The 21,034-nt window shown below is 62.2% G+C and carries 15 protein-coding genes, 1 tRNA gene and 3 pseudogenes; 9 read left to right on the top strand and 10 right to left on the bottom strand.

The window, feature by feature from the left end; all coding sequences use genetic code 11:
• Nucleotides 1–38: 38 nt before the first annotated feature.
• The 4 genes from Q5Z11_RS18545 to Q5Z11_RS18530 all read right to left on the bottom strand — a co-directional run bounded on the left by Q5Z11_RS18545 (nucleotide 39) and on the right by Q5Z11_RS18530 (nucleotide 4,381).
• The gene (locus Q5Z11_RS18545; RefSeq protein WP_303750086.1) at nucleotides 39–1,544 is read right to left on the bottom strand and encodes a PH domain-containing protein; all 1,506 of its coding nucleotides are present in this window, start codon (nucleotides 1,542–1,544) and stop codon (nucleotides 39–41) included.
• A gap of 5 nt (nucleotides 1,545–1,549) precedes the next feature.
• Nucleotides 1,550–2,059: a PH domain-containing protein gene (locus tag Q5Z11_RS18540; RefSeq protein WP_303747756.1), complete on the bottom strand. Its 510-nt coding sequence runs from the start codon at nucleotides 2,057–2,059 to the stop codon at nucleotides 1,550–1,552.
• 205 nt (nucleotides 2,060–2,264) lie between these two features.
• A complete protein-coding gene (ribA, locus tag Q5Z11_RS18535) occupies nucleotides 2,265–3,386 on the bottom strand; it encodes a GTP cyclohydrolase II RibA (RefSeq protein WP_303747755.1) in 1,122 nt (373 codons plus the stop codon).
• A 74-nt stretch (nucleotides 3,387–3,460) separates the two neighbouring features.
• Nucleotides 3,461–4,381 carry a lauroyl acyltransferase gene (locus Q5Z11_RS18530; protein WP_303747754.1) on the bottom strand — a complete coding sequence of 307 codons (921 nt, stop codon included), beginning with the start codon at nucleotides 4,379–4,381 and terminating at the stop codon, nucleotides 3,461–3,463.
• Nucleotides 4,382–4,444: 63 nt separating this feature from the next.
• On the opposite strand from Q5Z11_RS18530, the gene dtd reads away from it, so the two are divergent.
• The 4 genes from dtd to Q5Z11_RS18510 all read left to right on the top strand — a co-directional run bounded on the left by dtd (nucleotide 4,445) and on the right by Q5Z11_RS18510 (nucleotide 8,498).
• Nucleotides 4,445–4,885, top strand: a complete 441-nt coding sequence (gene dtd, locus Q5Z11_RS18525; RefSeq protein WP_303747753.1) for a D-aminoacyl-tRNA deacylase — start codon at nucleotides 4,445–4,447, stop codon at nucleotides 4,883–4,885.
• 93 nt (nucleotides 4,886–4,978) lie between these two features.
• Entirely contained in the window at nucleotides 4,979–6,826 is a 1,848-nt protein-coding gene (gene rpoD, locus Q5Z11_RS18520; RefSeq protein WP_303747752.1) for an RNA polymerase sigma factor RpoD, read from the top strand.
• A gap of 231 nt (nucleotides 6,827–7,057) precedes the next feature.
• Nucleotides 7,058–7,133, top strand: a tRNA-Ile gene (locus Q5Z11_RS18515).
• A 180-nt stretch (nucleotides 7,134–7,313) separates the two neighbouring features.
• Nucleotides 7,314–8,498, top strand: coding sequence for a tyrosine-type recombinase/integrase (locus Q5Z11_RS18510; RefSeq protein WP_303747751.1), 1,185 nt, complete (start codon nucleotides 7,314–7,316; stop codon nucleotides 8,496–8,498).
• Between the two features lie 432 nt (nucleotides 8,499–8,930).
• Here the strand turns inward: Q5Z11_RS18510 and Q5Z11_RS18505 are convergent, their stop codons facing one another.
• A complete protein-coding gene (locus Q5Z11_RS18505; RefSeq protein ID WP_303750085.1) occupies nucleotides 8,931–9,860 on the bottom strand; it encodes an NAD(P)/FAD-dependent oxidoreductase in 930 nt (309 codons plus the stop codon).
• On the opposite strand from Q5Z11_RS18505, the gene Q5Z11_RS18500 reads away from it, so the two are divergent.
• Nucleotides 9,859–11,106, top strand: coding sequence for an IS256 family transposase (locus Q5Z11_RS18500; RefSeq protein WP_303747750.1), 1,248 nt, complete (start codon nucleotides 9,859–9,861; stop codon nucleotides 11,104–11,106). The two genes, Q5Z11_RS18505 and Q5Z11_RS18500, sit on opposite strands and share 2 nt — an antisense overlap.
• A gap of 1,015 nt (nucleotides 11,107–12,121) precedes the next feature.
• Nucleotides 12,122–12,737: pseudogene (locus tag Q5Z11_RS18495) on the top strand (DUF488 domain-containing protein).
• 35 nt (nucleotides 12,738–12,772) lie between these two features.
• Here Q5Z11_RS18495 and Q5Z11_RS18490 read toward each other — a convergent pair.
• Entirely contained in the window at nucleotides 12,773–12,952 is a 180-nt protein-coding gene (locus Q5Z11_RS18490; protein ID WP_156455860.1) for a hypothetical protein, read from the bottom strand.
• A 449-nt stretch (nucleotides 12,953–13,401) separates the two neighbouring features.
• On the opposite strand from Q5Z11_RS18490, the gene Q5Z11_RS18485 reads away from it, so the two are divergent.
• On the top strand, nucleotides 13,402–13,632 hold the full coding sequence (locus Q5Z11_RS18485; RefSeq protein ID WP_303747749.1) for a hypothetical protein: 231 nt from the start codon (nucleotides 13,402–13,404) through the stop codon (nucleotides 13,630–13,632).
• Between the two features lie 48 nt (nucleotides 13,633–13,680).
• Complete coding sequence (locus tag Q5Z11_RS18480) at nucleotides 13,681–14,523, top strand: CPBP family intramembrane glutamic endopeptidase (protein ID WP_303747748.1); 843 nt, start codon at nucleotides 13,681–13,683, stop codon at nucleotides 14,521–14,523.
• 818 nt (nucleotides 14,524–15,341) lie between these two features.
• On the opposite strand, the gene Q5Z11_RS18475 is transcribed toward Q5Z11_RS18480, so the two are convergent.
• A complete protein-coding gene (locus tag Q5Z11_RS18475; protein WP_062171693.1) occupies nucleotides 15,342–15,644 on the bottom strand; it encodes a putative quinol monooxygenase in 303 nt (100 codons plus the stop codon).
• A gap of 243 nt (nucleotides 15,645–15,887) precedes the next feature.
• Between Q5Z11_RS18475 and Q5Z11_RS18470 the strand changes: the two genes are divergently transcribed.
• Nucleotides 15,888–18,521 carry an excinuclease ABC subunit UvrA gene (locus tag Q5Z11_RS18470; protein ID WP_303747747.1) on the top strand — a complete coding sequence of 878 codons (2,634 nt, stop codon included), beginning with the start codon at nucleotides 15,888–15,890 and terminating at the stop codon, nucleotides 18,519–18,521.
• Between the two features lie 152 nt (nucleotides 18,522–18,673).
• On the opposite strand, the pseudogene Q5Z11_RS18465 reads toward Q5Z11_RS18470, so the two are convergent.
• The 3 genes and pseudogenes from Q5Z11_RS18465 to Q5Z11_RS18455 all read right to left on the bottom strand — a co-directional run.
• Nucleotides 18,674–18,928: pseudogene (locus Q5Z11_RS18465) on the bottom strand (transposase); the annotation flags it as partial.
• A gap of 31 nt (nucleotides 18,929–18,959) precedes the next feature.
• Nucleotides 18,960–19,853, bottom strand: a pseudogene (locus Q5Z11_RS18460) (IS3 family transposase); the annotation flags it as partial.
• A gap of 14 nt (nucleotides 19,854–19,867) precedes the next feature.
• Complete coding sequence (locus Q5Z11_RS18455; protein WP_164170565.1) at nucleotides 19,868–21,007, bottom strand: IS30 family transposase; 1,140 nt, start codon at nucleotides 21,005–21,007, stop codon at nucleotides 19,868–19,870.
• Nucleotides 21,008–21,034: the final 27 nt, after the last annotated feature.

Below are 21,034 nucleotides of genomic sequence, written 5' to 3'. Positions count from 1 at the left end.
GAAGTGTTCACCTCTCCCTTTGCGGGAGAGGGGGTGCCTCACCAGCGCAGCTTGCGCCGCACCATCTCCCGCTCAAGCTGCGCCATCAATGTACGCGCCTGCGCTTCTTCCAGAAAACGCAGCTGCAGGGCCGGCGCGCCACCTGCACCGGCTGTATCCAGGGTCAGCGTTGCGGTGCCGAATCGCCGGTCCAGCGGTGAACGATCCAGCCGCAGGGCCTGCAGCTTGTCCAGCTCGGCCACGCGCCACCAGCGGTTCCACCAGCCACCACGGATGGCCACGCGCTGCGCGTCGATGTTGTAGCCGATGCGGCTTACCTGGCGGTGCGCCTTCAACGCCGACCATGGCAGCCAGAGCAGTGGCAGCAGACCCCATGCACTGCCGGTTTCGTATACCAGCAGTGCAGACAGCAGGCTCATCAACACCAGTGCTGGCAGGCACAATCGCCACCAGCCGCGTGTGCTTACCGGCAGCCATTGGGTGGGCGGCCACTGCAGCTGCGGCAGCAGGTGCTGCAGCAGGCCGTCGCAAGTGTCCGGCGTTGCCAGCGGTGCCAGTTCCTTCAGTGCGCGCCCGTCCTGCTCCTGCTGCTGGCCGCCACTGGCGATATCCACGCGCAACTGGCGGCGCTTGAACAGACGATGCAACGCACCTTCGCGCAAGGTCCAGGCCTGGATGCGCCTGCGCGCCACGCTGCTGCGCACGCGGGTGAACAGGCCGCGTTCGACAGTGAGGCGTCGGTCGGCCTCACTCAGACGGAAACCGTAGTACTGCACGATCGCCAGACCGACCGACAGCAGCCGCATCAGCACCAGCGCGAAGGCCAGCAGCAGGACGCCGGTAGCGACCATGGTCAGCGTGCCCAGCTGCAGCTGGCTGGCATAGCCGAAGGCATGGCGGCCCTGTTCTTCGATGAAATCGGAGGTAGCCCGGCGTGGGAACAGCTGGTAGGCCGCACCGATTGCTGCCGCCACAACGACCATCGCGCGGTTGGAGATCAGGCCCTGCCGCACGAGTTCGGACAAGGGCAGGCTGAGCAGTACACCATCGGTGGGGACGTCGGCCCGCTGCTCGACTATCGCTGCTTCGCTGCCGCCCTGGCGGATCAGCCGTTCCAGCTCCAGCGCCTGCGCCAGCTTGAGTACGCGCATTTCCGCTTCGGGCTTGTCGCCGCCGGCCGATTCCAGCCGCAGCTCGGCCACACCGAACATGCGGTGCAGCAGGTTCTGGTGCACAACGACGTTGTGGATGCGCGCGAACGGAATCTCGCGACGGGTGCGTTCGAAGATGCCGCTGCGGATGCTCAACGCATCATTGCCGATGCGGTAGCGGTAACTCAGGTATTGCAGCACCGCAGTGGCGACCAGCGCGATCACGATCGCGGCGCTGATCCAGTGGTGGTAGGGCAGGTCATCGTCGCGGCGACTGCCAAACACCAGCAAGGCAATCAGCGGCAGCAGGAACTGCTGCACCTGCTGTTGCAGGGCGAACAGCCACGACCACGGATGTAGTCGCTGCTCGTCGCTGGGGATGGGTGGAGGCAGTTCGCTCACAGCGCGTCGTCGTCGTGGTCCAGCTGCCGCGCCAGGCGATCACGCAGGCGTTCGGCATCGGCGTGCGCCAGGCCGGCCACGGCGACGGTGTTCATGCGGGTGCCGGCGGTATGCACGATCAGGGTCGCCAGGCCAGCCATGCGCTCCAGCGGACCACGGCGCAGGTCCAGGTGCTGCACGCGCGAGACCGGAACGTGGCTTTCGCTTTGCCACATATGGCCACGGCGTACGCCCAGCGATTGTGCGTCCAGTCGCCAGAAGGTGAGCCGATGCCGGCGCCAGCCAAACCATGCGCCGAGCAGTGCACCAAGTACGGCACCAGCCGAGGGGATCAGCGGCCAGCTCGATTGCCTGGTGGCCAGCATCAGTACCACGCAGGCTGCGCCGAACAGCAAGGCCATGCTCAGCGCCGCGCCGACGGCTGCGAACAGCGCGCCGCGTGGCGGCAGTGGCTGCCATTGGATCTCGTCCGGCAGCGGCGTATCGAAGGCAGGAGGTTCAGTCATGCGCAGACGATATACCGGCGGGGCCGTACAACGGTAGGTGGGGCCGCAATCGCAGTTGTGGGAGCGGCGTAAGCCGCGAAGCTGGTGAGGCTGCAGGCCGCCGAAAGGCCTGCATTCGCAGTTTCAAGGTGGGGGCGCCATTGTGGGCGCCGGATGTATCTGTGGCTTCGCGGCTGACGCCGCTCCTACAAAAAAATCAAAACGCTTACTGCGCCGCCATGATCAGCGCATCCACATCCAGATGATGGCCGGCGCGTGCGGCTTTGGTGCGAAGGTACTGCTCGTTCTCGTGGGTGATCTCGCCGGTGACCGGTACGCAGCCCACGACTTCGATGCCGGCCTTGCGCAGATGCTGCACCTTGGTGGGATTGTTGGTCAGCAGCTGGATGCGTTGCACGCCCAGCGCGCGCAGCATGGCCACCGCGCTGCCATAGCGGCGTTCGTCGGCACCGAAGCCCAGTTGGGCATCGGCGTCGATGGTGTCCAGGCCTTCGTGCTGGTAGCCGTAGGCACGCATCTTGGCGGCGATGCCGGTGCCGCGGCCTTCCTGGTCCAGATACAGCAGGATGCCGCCGCCCAGCTCTTTGAGCGTGCGCAGGCCGCGCCGCAGCTGGTCGCCGCAATCGCATTTGAGCGAGCCGAACAGGTCGCCGGTGAGGCAGGACGAATGCACGCGCACCGGCACGATGCCGCTCATGTCCGGATTGCCAACGATCACCGCAACCTGGTCACGCTGCGCCACGCCGCCACGGAATACCGCGAACTCGCTCATGCCGACGTCACGCAGCGGCACCGGCGAGCGCGTCACCAGTTCGTAGTCCTGGCCGGCCTGGCCAGCACCTTCGTACAGGGCGGTGGTGTCCAGCTGCAGGCAATCATCGAATGGGCTGCTTGCAGCATCCAGTTCCACTGAAATCATGGCCGGCAACAGCAAACCCAGTCGCGCCACTTCCACCGTGGCTGCATCCAATGCATTGCCATTGGCTTGCGCGTCAGCCGGCGCGACCGCATCGCGCAGGTAGGCCAGTGCAGGCAGCTCTGCAAACGCGCGATCAGCCAATGGCAGATGGATGCCGTTGGCAGCGTTGATGCCCAGCGTCTGCGCGCGCGCTGCGCTCAGGAACAGGTAGTGGCGGCCTTGCGCGGCCTCGGCAAAGGCGGCGTAGCCTTCCGGCGAGCTGCTGTCCAGGGCAATGCTGGCCAGACGCTGCTGGCCATCGCTGATCACTACCGGGCGGCCAGCACGCAATTCGGCGGCGGCGCGCTCGCAGCGGATGGCGGCGGTCTGGCCGAAGTAGGACGGGCTGGCAGAAGCGGGGTTGTTCATTTGAAACCTTATGGGGGCCGTTGGCAGTCGAATCAATCGAGCGGCACGGGTGACGCAGTGTTGCAGCAGCAGGTTCAGTGCGGGTGACGGGCGGTGGCGTAGGGGTCGTGCTCGCCGCTGCCGGGTGGCCGCAGCGTGTAGCGCTTGTAGGTCCACTGGTACTGCGCAGGATCGCGGCGGGCGATGCGTTCGATGCCGGCATTGAGGGTAGCTGCGGCAAGTTGCAGATCCGGGTCGGCGATTTGGGTCTCGGCCGGTTCGATATGCAGGGCGAAGTCCAGGTTGGGCCCGGTGCGCTCGCACCAGCCGTACAACAAGGTGGCGCCGGTACGTTCGGCCAGACGGTTGACCAGGGTCATGGTCAGCGCCTGCATGCCAAAGAACGGCACGAATACGCCGTCGCCGTTCTTGGGCTGCTGGTCGGGCAGGATGCCGGTGGCGCCGCCGTCCTTGAGCACCTTGAACAATTGCCGCACGGCCGGGCCTTCGGCACGCACCTGGCGCACGTTGTCGCCGCCGCGGCACAGCTGCAGGAATTCATCGCCGACCGGGTTCTCGGGCGGCGCGTAAACAATTGCGATCGGCCCGCGCGAGGCCAGCCACTGGTTCAGCAGCTCCCAGTTGCCGTAGTGCGGGGCAATCACGATCACCCCCTTGCCCGACGCCAGCGCAGCGTCATACAGCTCCTGGCCGTGGCGTTCGCGCAGGTGCCGGGACAGGTTCTGTGCGGGGTCGTGGGTCCACAGGTAGAGGGTTTCCAGTGCCTGGCGGGCGGTGGTGCGCAGCACCTCGCGGTGCAGGCGCGCGCGCTGGGCGGGGTCCAGTTCCGGGTAGACCAGCTCCAGGTTGCGGCGGGTCACCCGGCTTTCGCGGGCATTGATGCTGCGCCACAGCCAGGCCACCGTGTCGGCCAGGGTCCGCTGCCAGGACCAGGGCAGGTGGGTCAGGGCACGGGCGAGGCGGTAATAGAGCTTGGCGGTGGATTGCGGTTTCATTCCCGCAAGTTTAGCCGCTGGCGCCCGGTGCTATGGTGCCCGGCCCCACAGCAGGAGCTGCCAATGCTTTGCCTGATCCAACGTGTCACCCAGGCCTCGGTCACCGTCGACGATGCCGTGGTCGGGCAGATCGGCCCTGGCTTGCTGGCCCTGGTGGGGGTGGAGCCGGGAGACGATGAGGCGATGCTGTCGCGGATGGCGGACAGGCTGCTCGGTTACCGGGTTTTCGCCGACGATGCCGGCAAGATGAACCGTTCCTTGCGCGATACCGGTGGTGGGCTGCTGCTGGTCAGCCAGTTCACCCTGGCCGCCGACACCCGTTCAGGCATGCGCCCGAGCTTCACCAGTGCCGCGCCGCCGGCCGAGGCTGAACGGCTTTTCAACCGTTTGGTGGCTATCTGCCGTGAAAAACACAGCTCTGGGGTGGAAATCGGCCGCTTTGGTGCCCATATGGTTGTCAGCCTGATCAATGATGGGCCCGTAACCTTTCTGCTCAGACCGTAGCGCGCCGCGAACCCACCGCCCCGGCAAGCGCTATGCTGCGCTGGTATAATGCTAGGTTCCCATCTTCACAATCGCCGGTGGCGCGAGCATTACATGGCCAACGAACGTCCTGCCCAGCAAAACGACATCAAGCTTCTGATCAGCAAGGGCCTGGAACAGGGCTACCTGACCTACGCCGAAGTTAACGATCATCTGCCCGACGACATGGTCGATCCGGAGCAGATCGAAGACATCATCGGCCTGATCACCGGCATGGGCATCGATGTCCACGAAGTTGCCCCCGACGCCGACACGCTGATGCTCAGCGACGGCAACACCGGCAACCGTGAAGTCGATGATACCGCTGCTGAAGAAGCTGCTGCTGCACTTACCGCACTCGACACCGAAGGTGGCCGCACCACCGACCCGGTGCGCATGTACATGCGCGAAATGGGTACGGTCGAGCTGCTGACCCGCGAAGGCGAAATCGCCATCGCCAAGCGCATCGAAGAAGGCCTGGGCCAGGTGCAGGCTGCACTGGGCACCTTCCCGCTCGCCGTTGAATCGGTGTTGGCCGATTACGAACTGCACAAGGAAGGCAAGAAGCGCCTGGCCGAAGTGATCGTCGGCTTCAACGACCTGGTCGAGGAAGCGCCGGCACCGGCCGTTGCCGAAGACACCAGCGACGACGCTGATGCAGACGGCGACGAAGACGATGACGGCGACGACGTCGAGGAAGAAGCCGGCCCGACCGGTCCGGACCCGGTGGAAGTGGCTGCCCGCATGGAACAGCTGGCCGCCGACATGGCCAAGTTCAAGAAGGCCCACGCCAAGGGCGACGTCAAGGCCCAGGCCAAGCTGCGCGAGGAGATCTCCGCCACGTTCGTGACCCTGAAGCTGCCGCTGCCGCTGACCGACGTGCTGGTGCGCCTGCTGCGCGACACCATGGCCCAGGTCAAGTCGCAGGAGCGCCGCGTGCTGCACCTCGCCACCATTACTGCCCGCATGCCGCGTAAGGATTTCATCCGCTCGTGGGAAGGCAACCAGACGAATCTGGAGTGGGTGGAAGACGCCATCAAGCGTAAGCAGAAGTGGTCGTCGGCCCTGCGTGACGTCAAGGACCAGATTGTTGCCGAACAGCAGGCCACCATCGACCTTGAGAAGGACACCCAGCTGAGCCTGGACGAGCTGAAGGAAATCAGCCGCGTCATGGCCTACGGCGAAGCCAAGGCGCGCAAGGCCAAGAAGGAAATGGTCGAGGCCAACCTGCGCCTGGTCATCTCCATTGCCAAGAAGTACACCAACCGCGGCCTGCAGTTCCTGGATCTGATCCAGGAGGGCAACATCGGCCTGATGAAGGCCGTCGACAAGTTCGAATACCGTCGTGGTTACAAGTTCTCGACCTATGCCACCTGGTGGATCCGCCAGGCGATCACCCGTTCGATCGCCGACCAGGCCCGCACCATCCGTATCCCGGTGCACATGATCGAGACGATCAACAAGTTGAACCGCATTTCCCGCCAGATGCTCCAGCAGTACGGCCGCGAGGCCACGCCGGAGGAGCTGGCCAAGGAAATGGACATGCCGGAAGACAAGATCCGCAAGGTGATGAAGATCGCCAAGGAGCCGATCTCGATGGAAACCCCGATCGGCGACGACGAGGATTCGCATCTGGGCGACTTCATCGAGGACACCAACGTGGAGTCCCCGATCGAGAACACCACCAACATCAACTTGTCTGAAACCGTGCGTGACGTGCTGGCTGGCCTCACCCCGAGGGAAGCCAAGGTGCTGCGCATGCGCTTCGGCATCGACATGAACACCGATCACACGCTGGAAGAAGTGGGCAAGCAGTTCGACGTGACCCGCGAGCGCATCCGCCAGATCGAGGCCAAGGCGCTGCGCAAGCTGCGTCACCCAAGCCGTTCGGAGCAGCTGCGCAGCTTCCTCGACATCGAGTAAGTGGTGGCTTGCAAGTGATTGCTGGCGCGTAAGCGCTGGAAAGAAAACCCCGCCTTGGCGGGGGTTTTCTTTTGGGTGGGTGGCGGCGCATTGGGCGGGAATCATCGCAAGGACCTGGCCAATACTGCAGCCATGCGCGGGCGTTGCGCTTTGCACAACAGGCGCACATCAAAAGCAGACACATGGAAGTAGTCGCACGCAGCGCGCTCCACTACACTGTGTCGTCGCTACGGGCCTATAGCTCAACGGTTAGAGCAGAGGACTCATAATCCTTTGGTTCCAGGTTCGAATCCTGGTGGGCCCACCATTTCATAGTCCGGCGAAGTCCAGTGAAGCCCGGAAAGTGACTGAAATATAGGGTTTTATAGGGGTTTTTCGTCCGATCTAGTTCGATGTCGTCCGGCGGCATCCGATTGGATTGTGAGTAACGGTGTGAGTAAGATTGCGGGGCTGGCCTCCGTTACTCACAATTGCGTTACTCACACACATGCTGACTGACACCAAGCTCCGTAGTCTCAGGCCTCAGAACAAGGTTTTTCGACTCGCAGATGCCAATGGGCTTTGCATCGAAGTGCGGACGACGGGCGCCAAGATCTGGCGCTACCGCTACCGATTTGGCGACAAGGCCAACATGCTGACTATCGGGGAGTATCCGCTTGTCTCTCTGGCGGAGGCGCGCGCTGAGCGTGATCGCGCCCGAACATTGGTAAAAAAAGGTGTGGATCCGAGTCTGGTGGCGAAAGTGGAGCGTGCTGCTAAGCAAGAAGAAGCAGGCAACACGTTCGGTAGCCTCGCCGAAGAGCTGATGCTTCAACGTGCGAAGACGCTCAGTCCTGGTTCGGTTGTTCGCGAGCGTCGGATGCTTGAGAGAGATCTCGGAGGCATCGCTGAGTTGCCGATCCGCAGTATCACTGCGCCGATGCTGTTGAAGGCACTCAGGAAGATTGAAACGCGCGGAGCGGTGGAGACGGCGCACCGCACCAGGGCTGCAGCAGGCCTTGTTTTCCGCTACGCCATTGCTACGGGGCGCGCTGAGAACAACCCTGCTCTTAGCCTTGTGGGTGCTTTGTCTCCAGCGAAGACGACGCATTTCTCGAGCCTGACCGAGCCAGAAGAGGTCGCCAAGTTGCTCATAGCCATTTATGGCTACCAGGGATCCCCTATTGTTTCTGCGGCCTTGAAGCTATCTGCGCTCCTGTTTGTTCGCCCCGGGGAGCTCCGAGCAGCGCGTTGGTCAGACATCGATCTGCAAGCTGCTGAGTGGCGCTACACCACCAGTAAGACCCATACGGCGCACATCGTCCCTCTGGCACGTCAGGCCATCGAAGTTCTGGAGGAGGTCCGCCCGTACTCGAGGCGCAGTGAGTACGTGCTTCCCAGTGTCCGGAGTATTTCGAAGTCGATCAGCGAGAACACGATCAATGCTGCCCTGCGAAATCTGGGCTTCGACGGCACGATGATGACTGCTCACGGTTTCCGAGCCATGGCTCGAACGTTGTTAGACGAGGTTCTTGGGTTTAGGCCAGACTTCATCGAGCATCAGCTCGCCCATGCGGTTCGAGACCCTCTTGGCCGAGCGTACAATCGTACGACGCACCTAAAAGAGCGTAGGAAGATGATGCAGGGATGGGCTGACTATCTGGATAATCTGCGAGGTCAGAAAACTGACTAGTGGACCTCGGTCTGTCTCATTTACAGCGGCGCTCCCAACTGCTCAAACACGGTCCCTCTCCACGCCCTAGTTCCCGACAAAGTGTTGGTGCGCATCGGCTCGGACGCACGAGCGACGCATACAACAACGAAGGTGGCACGGATGTAGATTGCTCAAACCCTTCCAGGTCCGCGCCGCCAAACAATTCGCCGACCGCTACGCCTACTTTGCTGGGCACGTCTACCGTCCCACGCCGAAGGGTTCGTTGCCGCGGCCTTTTTAAAGCGCTAGGCGTTGGAGTTTGGGCATGCTTAGTTTCAGGAAGAACAGGAACAGCATTCCTGGCTTCTCTAGGTCAGATCGATTTGGGCCTGTTGCCAGAACTAAGCAGGCAAATCACCTGGGGTAAGCTCCTGCGCGGCGGGAGATCTATCGCGCCGGGCGGGGGGGCTGTCAATCCTCGGCGACGCGCGGGCTGTCGTCCGCTTTGTAGGAAGGGCGGGGAGCCGGCGGCAAAGCGCGATGGATTGCACTGGCAGCAATGGCGGCATGGCCGAACGCTACAGCAATCTGGTTAAGGTCGGTGACCACGTCTCCAATGGCGTAAAGGCCTGCGCGAGAGGTTTCCATGTGCTCATTGGTCAGCACGGCACCTTCGTCGTTAATCTCGACCCCTGCTTGCCGCGCCAACTCCCCGCGCGCGGGGGCTCCCATGGCCGCGTAAACGAAATCGAAGCGGTGCGTGTCTCCGTTGGCGTCGATAAGGTCCCACCCTTCATCCCGGCAAGCCAAGGACCGAAGGGTGGGAAGAACGAGCAGGCCCTCGGTTTCGGTCTGGGAGTTGCTGTCGCCTTGGTCTGGAATCGGGACGACGCTGACGTCGCCGGAGAACGTACGCATGTAACGGGCGTGGGCAATTGCCCTGGTGAGTGGCCCCACCACGGCTAGGCGGCGATCAGTAGCCTCGAAGCCGTCGCACAGCGCGCACGAGCGCAGCAGGCCGCTCCTCAAGGCTTCTTCCGCGTCCCCAGACGTGAGCTCCGGGAGCCGATCGACCACGCCCGTGGCCAACAGCACAACGGGTGCCGCGAACCGCCCGTCGTCCGATTCAGCTTCCCATCCTCCATTGACCTGGTGCAAGGATGTGACCCGAGTGGGGTGGAAGGTAGCTCCGTAGTTGGCCGCTTGGTCCCGTAGGCGTTGGAGGAGTTCAGTCCCCGAGACGCCCAGTGGGAAGCCAGGGCAGTTGTGGCTCTCTGGGATCCAACGTGCCCGGCTTCGGCGGTCGTCGAACACGACGACGCGCCGGTGCAGGCGCCGAAGATAGGTGGCGGCCGTCAAGCCCGCTGGGCCGCCTCCGACGATGATGCAATCCAAGTCCATGGGTTGGTTGAAGAGGAATGTCAACAAAGGTTGCCACGAACGTTGGCTCTGCGCACTGACGCCGCCATCACGGAACTACAAGAGACCTGAGGACCTGATCGGCGAGAACGGCTTGCTAAAGCAGTTGACCAAGCTGCTGGTAGAGAAGGCGCTCGATGCAGAGATGACCGAGCACTTGGGGCATGAGAAGCACGAGCCGGTGGCCAACGGTGCTGGCAACACCCGCAACGGCCGCAGTCGTAAGACGCTCAAGGGTGAGTTTGGTGAGCTGCCTATCGAGGTGCCACGCGATCGCCAAGGCACCTTCGAGCCCAAGCTAATTCCGAAGCACCAGACCCGTTGGAGTGGGTTCGACGACAAGATCCTGTCACTGTACGCACGCGGGATGACCGTGCGCGAGATCCAGGCACACCTGGAGGAGATGTACGGGGCCGAGGTGTCGCCGAGCTTAATTTCATCGGTCACAGACGCAGTGGTGGATGAGGTCAAGGCGTGGCAGGCGCGCCCGCTCGATCCGGTCTATCCGATCGTGTACTTGGACTGCATCCACGTCAAAGTTCGAGACGGTGCAGTTCGAGTCAAGGCGGTCTACCTGGCCATCGGTATAACGATGAGCGGTGAGAAGGAAGTTCTGGGCCTGTGGCTGGCCCAAACCGAGGGTGCGAAGTTCTGGTTGCAAGTGGTGACGGAGCTACGTAATCGTGGCGTGCAAGACATCTTCATCGCCTGTGTCGACGGCCTGAAGGGCTTCCCTGAGGCTATCGAGGCAGTGTTTCCGTACACCACGGTGCAACTATGCATCGTGCATATGGTCAGGCACAGCTTGAACTATGTGTCGTGGAAGCGGCGACTAGAAGTGGCGGCCGACCTCAAGCGCATCTACACCTGCGCCACCGCCGAGGAAGCTGAGCAACGGCTCACCGAGTTCGAGGCACGCTGGGACAAGGAGTACCTGCCGATTGGCCAGTCTTGGCGGCGTAACTGGACACGGTTAACCCCATTTTTCGACTATCCACCCGAGATCCGTAAGGTCATCTATACAACCAACGCAATCGAGTCGGTGAACATGGGGCTACGAAAATTAACCAAGCACCGCGGCGCGTTTCCGAGCGACGAAGCTCTCGTCAAACTGCTCTACCTCGCGTTGCGCAACATCAGCAAACGATGGACCTTACCCATCCGTGATTGGAAGGCAGCCCTGAACCGATTTACCATCCAGTTTGAGGGGCGGCTCCCTCAGCTGTAACCCGAATCCCGTTTACACAAAAATCTGCACACGCTCGCTTCGCAGGCGCGCTGTACCAGCGCATCTATTGCCTCCTCATCTGCTTGCTCACAGCAAGCAAATGCTCGGGCTGCAGCTTGACGTACGGCCTCGAGTTTGCTGACGCGGTCGCCAGTCGAGAGGTCTTGCACTTCATTTTCCATTGAGTGGACGAGCTCTTCCAGGAGCTGGAAATGAGGGGAGGAGGCCATCGGCGGTACAGGTATGAAAGACGGTATTTGAAACCTCCGGCCGCCGTCCCGCAAGAGGGGCATGCGACCGGGCGGCTGGCCATGCTTGGCAGAGGGGAGGCGAAAGGCATTTTGCCCCTACTAGAATCGGGGGTCGCTCTTCGACCAGGTGCGGAAGGTGGCCCGCATTTCATTGAGCACGATCTGGCAGCTGCAACGCCGCCGAGTAGCAGCCTGTTCCATAACGTCCTCAAAGGCCATCCAGAACCCATCGCCCGAACCGTAGCGCTCGAAGGCTTGGCGCAGCGCGGTCAGCTCATCGTCCGATAGGCATCCGTCGTTGGAACGGTCTGGCAGGCGCTGATCAGGGGGACGGAACGGCCGGCGCTTCTGGCCGATCAGAGGAACTGAGGGTCCTCCCTAGCCCACTTCCGGAAAGCGTTCCGCATTTCTTCGTTCACGATATTTCGGTCGCACCCAAGCCTGTTGGTGGCTGCATCAAGGATGTCGGTATAAGCGAGCCAGAACCCATCCCCGGTCCCGTAGCGCTCAAACGCGAGCCGCAGCTGGGCAAGCTCGGACAGAGTTAAGCACTGAGTTGAAGTGTGCTCGTTCATGAAAGGTGCCAGGCGGTCGGACCGGAAAATCCTATCACCGGGTCTGGCGCTGTTGCCAGAGGTGAGCGGGCAGCTGAGGCGAAGGTGTCGAGGTAAGTTCTAGACTACCCGCCCCCGCTCTTTGGGCAAAGAATTCCAGCGTAGTCGGGTTGAGATCGATGGCAGGAAAAACCCTTGACTGTTTGGACGATGGGGTACTCAACGGGCACGTGGGGCGCTTTTATCGATGTTCTGCAAGCCAACCAAATCGACTCAGTTCCGGGTGTCAGACGGTTTCCTGGCTTCCGAAAGTTTCCTTGGTTCGGCAGCGACGCGATGAGTGCGCAATTGCCTCGGGAAGGCATTGGCTATCATTGGGTTCCCGGCTAGGGGGCGGCGAACAGTGCAGTCAAGGTCGGCGAACGGCGGGTGGAGGAACTCATCGTTTCAGGGCTACGCAGACCACATGGCCAGCGCAGGGTTTGCTGATGGGCTTGAACAAGCCTTGGCTGCTGCCGCGAGAAGTCGGACGGCATTGATGTGTGCAGAGCTACTGTGGTGGCGCTGCCATCGGCGGTTGATTTCGGACCTTCTAGTGCACCGGGGTCACCAAGTGCTGCATATCCAGACCGAACGAGCACCGGACCCGCACAGACTCAATCCCATGGCGCAGCGGGCGGGTGAGGGCCTTATATATCCCCCATTTGCAGCTCGGCTTGCTTTAAGAGCAACCCAGCCGAGCTCCTGGCCGAGGGCGCAGAAATGGTTGACTGAACTGAGGGCGGGGGCCATGATCCGAGGCATCTACTGGGGAGTAGCACCGTGAGCCCGGTACGCCGGGCTCTTTTTCTCTACTGTTATTCAAAAAGCTTCATCGAACGCGCTGTCTGTTCGAGCCAACTCTTTAAACGCACTCTTGACCATGTCTGTCACTTCCTTCCCGGAACAATCGCTTCTTTGAGTAACCGCTTCTGTGATGATATTGAAAGTAATCCAGAAACCGTCACTTGCCCCATAGAGCTTGTAGGCACTCTGGATCATTTCCAACTCGGTTTCTGTGAGGCACGGTTTCATCGTTCTTGGCTTGCTTCGATAACACACTGATAGGCAGGGAGCCATGAAGGATTGTGGTCGAGTGGGGAAGTTGCGTGTGTGAATACCTCACGCTTCACCCTCTGCATTACTCGTTGAATGCTTATGAGGATGGCCGCTTCTTCCCGATGACCTTGGACTCCGTCTGCAATTTTCGCTGCTAAATCAGCCAAGCCCTCGAGCAACGCCTGACGCTCGTTAGACGCCAATGCTGTGCAGGTGGCGACGAGATGGTGGGCTGAACGATCAAAGTCTGATCGAAGAGCAAAGTAGTTAAAAGAACGCGTAACCATGATTTGGCCCCACAAGCGCTCCCCCCCAGCATGGACCAGCGAGGGCGGGGATGCAACTTTGGGTGCTGTAATTTCGCGTAGGGGCTCCCGCAAGACCAGTACCACGTGCCAAAGTTCCAACCCTGCTGGTCACAGGCCGAGGCCTTCATCGGCCAGAAGGGCAGCGCGCTCGCGACGCTGGAACGCGAGGTCTACAGCTTCCTCAAGGAGCGACTCCTTAATCTGAAGCACAAGGGTGCGATCGCCTTCGAGAATGTCCCCGTCGTCCTCAGCAAAGGCTACGTAAAGGCCTTCGGTTCATCGCCTTCCGTCGGCGCCTATGCGCTGGACTTCTGACGCACGGAGACGGGCCTCGATGCTGGTGCTGCCGGTGCAATTTTCTACGTGCTGGTGGCCGACCTCGATGGCGAGGCCGATGCGCGGGAAACCGTAGAGCGGGCCATCGAACACACGAAACGACCCGAGGACAGGCCCACGCTGGAACAGATCGCTCGGGTCGAACCCTTCCTCGCGGACTGCGCCTTCCCGCCAACGCTGGCGGGCGTGCTCGCCTGGGTACGCTTGGTCGAAGGGCGCTCGCTGGCGAGCATCGGGCTGACCGGTCCGGTACGGCTGAAAACCGTCCTGCGCGGACTTGCCGTTGGATTCGGCACAGTCGCGCTGGTCGTAGTCACGATCTGGATGGCAGGCGGCATGCAGGCCGCAGGCTTGGGGCAAGCATGGCGCTCGCCCGTGAGTCTGCTGCTAGTAAGTTTCATGTTCCAAGCGACCGTGGAGGAAGTCATCTTCCGCGGTTGGATGCTGTCGGTGGTGCCGCGCAAGACTAATGTCGCCGTGGCAGTGCTGCTTGTGTCGCTCGTTTTCTGCTTCCTGCATTTCAGTCCGCACCAGCCGCCCCTGATCATCCTCAGCACGTCCCTGTTCTCGCTGTTCGCCTGCGCCTGCGCCTGGGCACTGTGGACTGGCAGTATCTGGGGCGTGATGGGCTGGCACGCGGGGTGGAACTGGTTGCTCGCAACCGGCTTCGAACTGCCCGTCGCCGGTATGCATGCGCACTTGCCGGCACTCCTGGTGGCGCTGCGCCCGCAAGGCCTCGACACCTTCACCGGTGGCGCACAAGGGCCGGAAGGTAGTTACCTGTGCAGCGTTTTCTTCGTCGCCGCGATCGCGTGGATCCAGTGGCGAAGGACGCGTGGAGCTCACAATTTCTCGCCGACCAGCAGGTAACGCCACTACTGGGGCGGCATCTCCCCGTCCCGGCTCTTGCCGATCGGATGCTGGTTCGCGCCGTACCGGCGACGACCAAGCGATTGAGCGTCTGCTAGCGGTCGTCGGGCCGATCTCATGGGGCTTGAGCAAACCTCCGGGTTTTCGGCAGCGCGCAGGACATAAGTGCAGGCTCATCCGGAAGCAGCGGGTGCTCGCTCTGCAATCTGCTGCTTGTACGGATTCCGCTCGAGGTATTTAGCGATCTAGAGGCAGCTTAGGTTCGTGATGCCAGTCCCAGTACCGACTGGAACCGAGACTGCCTTTGCTGAAGTGTCAACGGAGAGTGATGTGGCTTCCTCGATAGAGTTCGACCAGGCCACCTTCGGTTTACGTCTCGCAACGAGTGCATCGGGCCGCAGGGCGTGCGACCCGAAGCGGACAGCGACAACTTAGGCAATCCCTGCGAGCACGCAGGTCACAAGTCCCGGAGCCACGCCCTGTGGAATCGCGTTGGGCGAAGTCCCGCTCCACAGGAGGCTGGAATCGTCGAGGCCTCTGGCGTCGGCCTTGGCCCTCGGCGAAGCCAACGATTGAGAGGCTAGGGAAATGCAGGAGGCATCGTAGAAATCGGACGCGGGTCGCGCATAAGTCGATACACAAGCCCGTGTGCGGTGCGACCGTCTAAGAGACCAGTGATTTCCGAGGCACGGCTTGGTTGCTGCAGAGCCGTGGGATGGATTTCGAACGTAGGGACGGGGAGGGCATGGCAATGACTTGGTTGGGCAAACAACGAAGCCGCCCGAAGGCGTCTCCGAGTGGCGGCTTGCCCCACTTGCCTAGCTGGGTAGCTTTGCCGCGAGCACGTCGACTTTCTCGATGGTCGGCGGCTCGGAGAACATTTCCCCGGCCTTGGCCATCAAGGCCGCTGCAACCTTGCCGGCGAGATGGGCCTCCCGGCCCGCATCGTCGGGAAAGGCATCGAAAATGCCGAAGGTTGTTGGCCCGAGGCGAATTCCGAACCAGACGGTCGTGGCGGGCTCGTCCATAACTAGTGGCAGACCACTCAGGAGAAAGCTTTCAACTTCTTTCTCCTTGCCGATTTTCGCTTCGAAGCGAACGAATAGCGCAACCTTGACCATGAGCTGTCTCCTGTTGGTCTGACGGAGTAACGACGTCCCCTCCCTTACTTGGAAGCCTAGGACTTGATTGAGCCAAGAAATCAACGGATCGGCGCGCCTAGCCAGTTGGCCGCTATTGCCTGACAAACTAGTCGCTTCCGTGGAGCGATGTGTTGCGACGGTGTGAGGATGGCTCGACGCCCCCTTCACGCGGACGGCGAGCGCAGATTTACCATAGTCACGAATCTGCAGGAGTGCGAACCCATGCCACACCAGTCCCCGTCGCCGGTCGGGTTCGACGCCTTCGTGCACGTGCGAGGCGCGCGTGAGCACAACCTCAAGGATGTCGATGTCGACCTCCCGAGGGATGCAATCGTCGTGTTCTCCGGCATCTCGGGATCGGGCAAATCTTCGCTGGCGTTTGGCACGCTCTATGCCGAGGCGCAGCGGCGCTACCTGGAATCGCTGTCGCCCTATGCGCGGCGCCTGATCGACCAGGTTGGCGTACCCGACATTGACGCCATCGACGGTATGCCGCCGGCAGTCGCGCTGCAGCAGCAGCGCGGTACGCCGAACGTCCGCTCCACTGTGGGCAGCATCACCACGCTGTCGAGCCTGCTACGCATTCTGTATTCGCGCGCCGGCGCCTATCCGCCCCGGCAACCCATGCTGTATGCGGAAGATTTCTCGCCCAACACGCCGCAGGGTGCTTGCCCTACCTGCCACGGGCTGGGCTACGTTTACACAGTCAAGGACGAGGCCATGGTTCCCGACCCGTCGCTGTCGATCCGCGACCGGGCGATCGCAGCGTGGCCACCGGCGTGGCAAGGGCAAAACCTGCGCGACATCCTGGTGACGTTGGGGTATGACATCGACAAACCCTGGCGCGAGCTCCCGAAGAAGGACCGCGACTGGATCCTGCACACCGACGAGCAGCCAGTGGTTCCGGTGTACGCGGGTTTCACACCTGCTGAAACGCGCGCGGCGCTGCGCCGCAAAACCGAGCCCAGCTACATGGGCACCTTTACCGGCGCGCGCCGCTACGTGCTAGACACCTTCGCCAACACGCAGAGCGCGCTGATGAAGAAGCGTGTCGCGCGCTTCATGTCCGGTACCACGTGCGCGACGTGCGACGGTCGCCGCCTCAAGCGCGAAGCGCTGTCGGTCACATTCGCCGGGTTGGATATCGGCACCTTGTCGCGTTTGCCGCTCGCTGATATCGCCGAACTCCTGGCGCCCGCGGCGAAGCACCGGTTCGACACGCCAGTTGCCACCGCCACGCGCAGCCGCGCCGCTGGACGCAAGGACATCGCCCGTCGCGTGGCCGCCGGCGGATCGCCGCATACCGGCGGCACGGACGTGCGGCGCACCGCGAACCTGTCCGAGGAGAAGCGGATCGCAGCACAACGCATCACTCGCGACCTGATCGAGCGGATTGAGGCGTTGCAGGGGCTGGGTCTCGGTTACCTCGCGCTGGACCGGTCTACGCCCACGCTCTCCTCGGGCGAGCTACAGCGGCTGCGCCTGGCGACGCAGGCGCGCTCCAATTTGTTCGGCGTGGTCTACGTGCTGGACGAGCCGTCGGCAGGGCTGCATCCCGCCGATGCGGAAGCCCTGCACGCGGTGCTGGGCCAGCTCAAGGCGGCCGGCAACACCCTGTTCGTCGTCGAGCACGACCTGGATACGCTGCGCCGCGCCGACTGGCTTGTCGATGTGGGGCCGGATGCAGGCCAGCATGGTGGCCGCGTGCTCTACAGCGGGCCGCCGTTGGGGTTGCGCGACATCGAGGCGTCGCACACGCGGCGCTATCTGTTCGACTCCGTGCCCACGCGTCGGCGCACGCCTCGGCGCCCGTCAGGCTGGCTCGAGCTCCTCGGCATCCAACGCAACAACCTGCATGGCCTCGATGTGCGGATCCCACTGGGGGTCTTCACTGCGGTCACTGGCGTGTCCGGTTCGGGCAAGTCTAGCCTGGTCAGCCAGGCGCTGGTGGAACTCGTGAGCGAGCACCTCGGCCACGAGCCGGCGGTGGAGGAAAGCAGCGACGACATGCCGCTGCCCGACGCAATAACGCGTACTGCGGGCCGGCTGGGTGCGGGCGTGGGTGCCATCCGCCGCCTGGTCAACGTCGACCAGAAGCCCATCGGCCGCACGCCGCGGTCCAACCTGGCGACCTACACCGGCCTGTTCGACCATGTGCGCAAGCTGTTCGCAGCCACGCGCGCTGCGAAGGCGCGCCGCTATGGCGTGGGTCGCTTCTCCTTCAACGTGGCGCAGGGACGTTGCCCCACTTGCGAGGGCGAAGGCTTCGTCAGCATCGAACTGCTCTTCATGCCGAGCGTCTACGCGCCATGCCCTACCTGCCACGGCAAGCGTTACAACGAAAAGACCCTCGAAATCGAGTGGAACGGGCGCAACATCGCCCAAGTGCTGGGGATGACGGTGGACGAGGCGCTGTCGTTCTTTGCCGACGAAGTGCCCGTGCACCGTGCACTGGCATTGCTCCACGGCATTGGCTTGGGTTACCTGCGGCTCGGGCAGCCTGCGACGGAACTGTCCGGCGGCGAGGCCCAGCGCATCAAGCTGGCCACCGAGCTGCAGCGCAGTCAGCGTGGCGACTCGCTATACGTGCTCGACGAGCCGACCACTGGACTGCACCCTTTCGACGTGGACAAGCTGATGGTGCAATTGCACGAACTGGTTGACGCAGGCAACACCGTGGTCGTCGTCGAACATGACATGCGGGTCGTCGCCGACAGCGACTGGATGATCGACGTAGGCCCGGGCGCCGGGGAGAAGGGGGGTCGTATCGTCGCCGAGGGCGTGCCGCAGGACGTAGCGAGCCGGGGCGTCGGAGCCACAGCGCCTTACCTGCAGCGCGCGCTGTACTCACGCTGACCGAGGCGCTGCTCGATTTCCCTCTGGCAAACGCGTTTTCCCAGCCTTACGTCCGCTCTTGGCCGAGGCTGTGTAAAAACCCTTTGCGGATGATCTTTCGGGGAGAGCGCATACGACTCACGCAGTTTGGTCAAAACAATCATCCGGAGTTCTCAAGCCGCGATCGCTCTCAGCATGCCTTGCATTCCGATAATCTTGATCATGCGCTTCATGTTGTAAGCCAGAACCGCCAGGCTGATCTCTGTTCTGACCTTCGGAAGCGTCTTCGTGAGCAGTGGCGTCGTACCCAACCACGCCTTGAGCGTGCCGAACACGTGCTCTACGGTCTGCTTTCGCAAGATAGCGACTTGTGGCCTAGCGTTGAGGCGGAGCTGCATCGCCTCAAGTACGTGTTCGTGCTCCCATCGACTGAATCGCCCAGGCTTTTGTAGACACTCTTCAGCCGTTTAGTGCGTACTGCCGTTCAAACTCTATCGGGGACAGGCCGCCATTGGAACCGTGTCGCCGTGTCGGGTTGTAAAACATCTCGATGTACTGGAAGACATCGGCGCGTGCCTCGTCGTGATTGCTGTAGATCCGCCGCTTAATCCGTTCGCGTTTCAACAGCTGGAAGAAGCGCTCCATTGCTGCGTTGTCGTGGCAATTTCCTCGTCGGCTCATGCTGCATACGATGTCGTGCTCACGCAGGAAGCACTGCCAGTCTTCGCTGGTGAACTGCGTTCCTTGGTCAGAGTGCAGAAGCAAACCTGGAGCGGGTTTGCGCCTCCAAACCGCAGCGAGCAGCGCTTGCAGAACCAAGTCGGTGTGCTGCGTGGGGCGCGTCGCCCAACCCACCACCTGGCGTGAGAACAGATCGAGCACAACGGCTAAGTACATGAAGCCGTCGTAGGTTCGGATGTAGGTGATGTCCGTTACCCATGCGCGATTCGGTTCACTTACTTTGAAACCGCGCGCCAAGACGTTCTTTGCCACTGAGCCCACGGGCCCGCTCAATGGGCGCGGTCTACGGCCATAGCCAACCATCGCCCGAAGCCCTTCGTTCTTCATCAATCGCGCTACGCGATGCCTGCTACACGTCTCCCCTAGCTCGCGAAGATCCGAAGTGATCTTGCGATGTCCGTAGACCGAGCCACTCTCAAGCCAGCTGTGCTTGATCAGTCCAAGCAGTCGTTGGTCATCCCGTTCTCGGGGGCTTATTGGGCCTCGAAGCCAAGCGTAGTAACCGCTGCGATGGACACTCAGTACCCGACACATGGCTGCCAACCCGAACTGATCCACATGGCACTTCATGAAGGCGTACTTTGCTCTTACCCCTTGGCAAAGTACGCGGCGGCGCTCTCAACCGGTCATTGCAACGCCTGGCTGAGCTTCTCAGCCGGCGTCATGAAGTCCAATGTCTGTCGCGGACGTTGATTCAATCGTAACGCAACTTTGTTCAGTTCCGCCTGCGAGTAGACCGACAGATCCGTTCCATTGGGGAAGTACTGGCGTAGCAACCCGTTGGTGTTCTCGTTGCTGCCGCGCTGCCAGGGGCTCTGTGGATCACAGAAGTACACGGCCACCTGCGTGGCGATCGTGAAGTCGCGGTGGCTGGCCATTTCCATGCCGCGATCCCATGTCAGTGATTTTCGCAGGCGCGCTGGCAGACGACGCACCTGACGACTCAGCGCACTGACCACGCTTTGCGTGTCCTTCCCATCGACTTTGACAAGCATCGTGAAGCGCGAGTGTCGCTCCACCAGCGTGGCAATGTGGCTGTTCCTGGCACCACTGAGCAGGTCGCCCTCCCAGTGGCCGGGCACGGCCCGATCCGATACGTCGGCAGGTCTGTCGCGGATGGAAACGGCGTCCCTGATACCGCCTCGTGGCTGGCGTGTGGCCTTCTGCGAGCGGCGCATCAGGCGATGGGTGCGCAGATGAGCCACCAGCTCCTTCTTCAGCACGCCACGCGCCTGGATGAACAGGCTCCGGTAAATGGTCTCGTGCGACACCTGATGTGTCTCGTCATGAGGAAAATGCCGCTTCAGCCAGCGGGCTATCTGCTGGGGCGACCATTGCAGCGAAAGCTTGCCTGCTACCCGCCGCCGCAGTGTGCCATATCGGGCCAGACGGCAAGGCTTCGGGCGACGGGCGTTATCCCAGGCGCGCTCATCGGCCCACGTCGCGCGATACCCCTTGATGCCGCCGTGGCGCCTCACCTCGCGACTGACGGTAGACGTTGGTCGCCCCAAGCGCCTGGCAATCTCGCTCAGGGAAAGGCTGCCTGCCAGGCCGCGCGAGATCTCTTCACGCTCATGTAGCGTCAGCGTACGAGGCGAGCGCGTGCGAGGCGCTGGAGCGATACCGCCTCGCGAGGCGAGCACACCCCATACCGAAGCCGGATGTTTGCCCAGATCACGGGCAATCTCGCTGCACGAAGCACCTTCTCGCCAGCGCATCCACAGTGCCTGCTTCTGCGCCAATGACAATCCAGGTCGACCCATCATCGCACTTGCCCTCCCGGTCAGCAGCAA

The organism is Stenotrophomonas sp. 610A2, from assembly GCF_030549615.1.
Lineage (GTDB): Bacteria > Pseudomonadota > Gammaproteobacteria > Xanthomonadales > Xanthomonadaceae > Stenotrophomonas > Stenotrophomonas pigmentata.
Note: the sequence above shows the minus strand (reverse complement) of the source record. Positions and strands in the feature narration are given on the sequence as shown.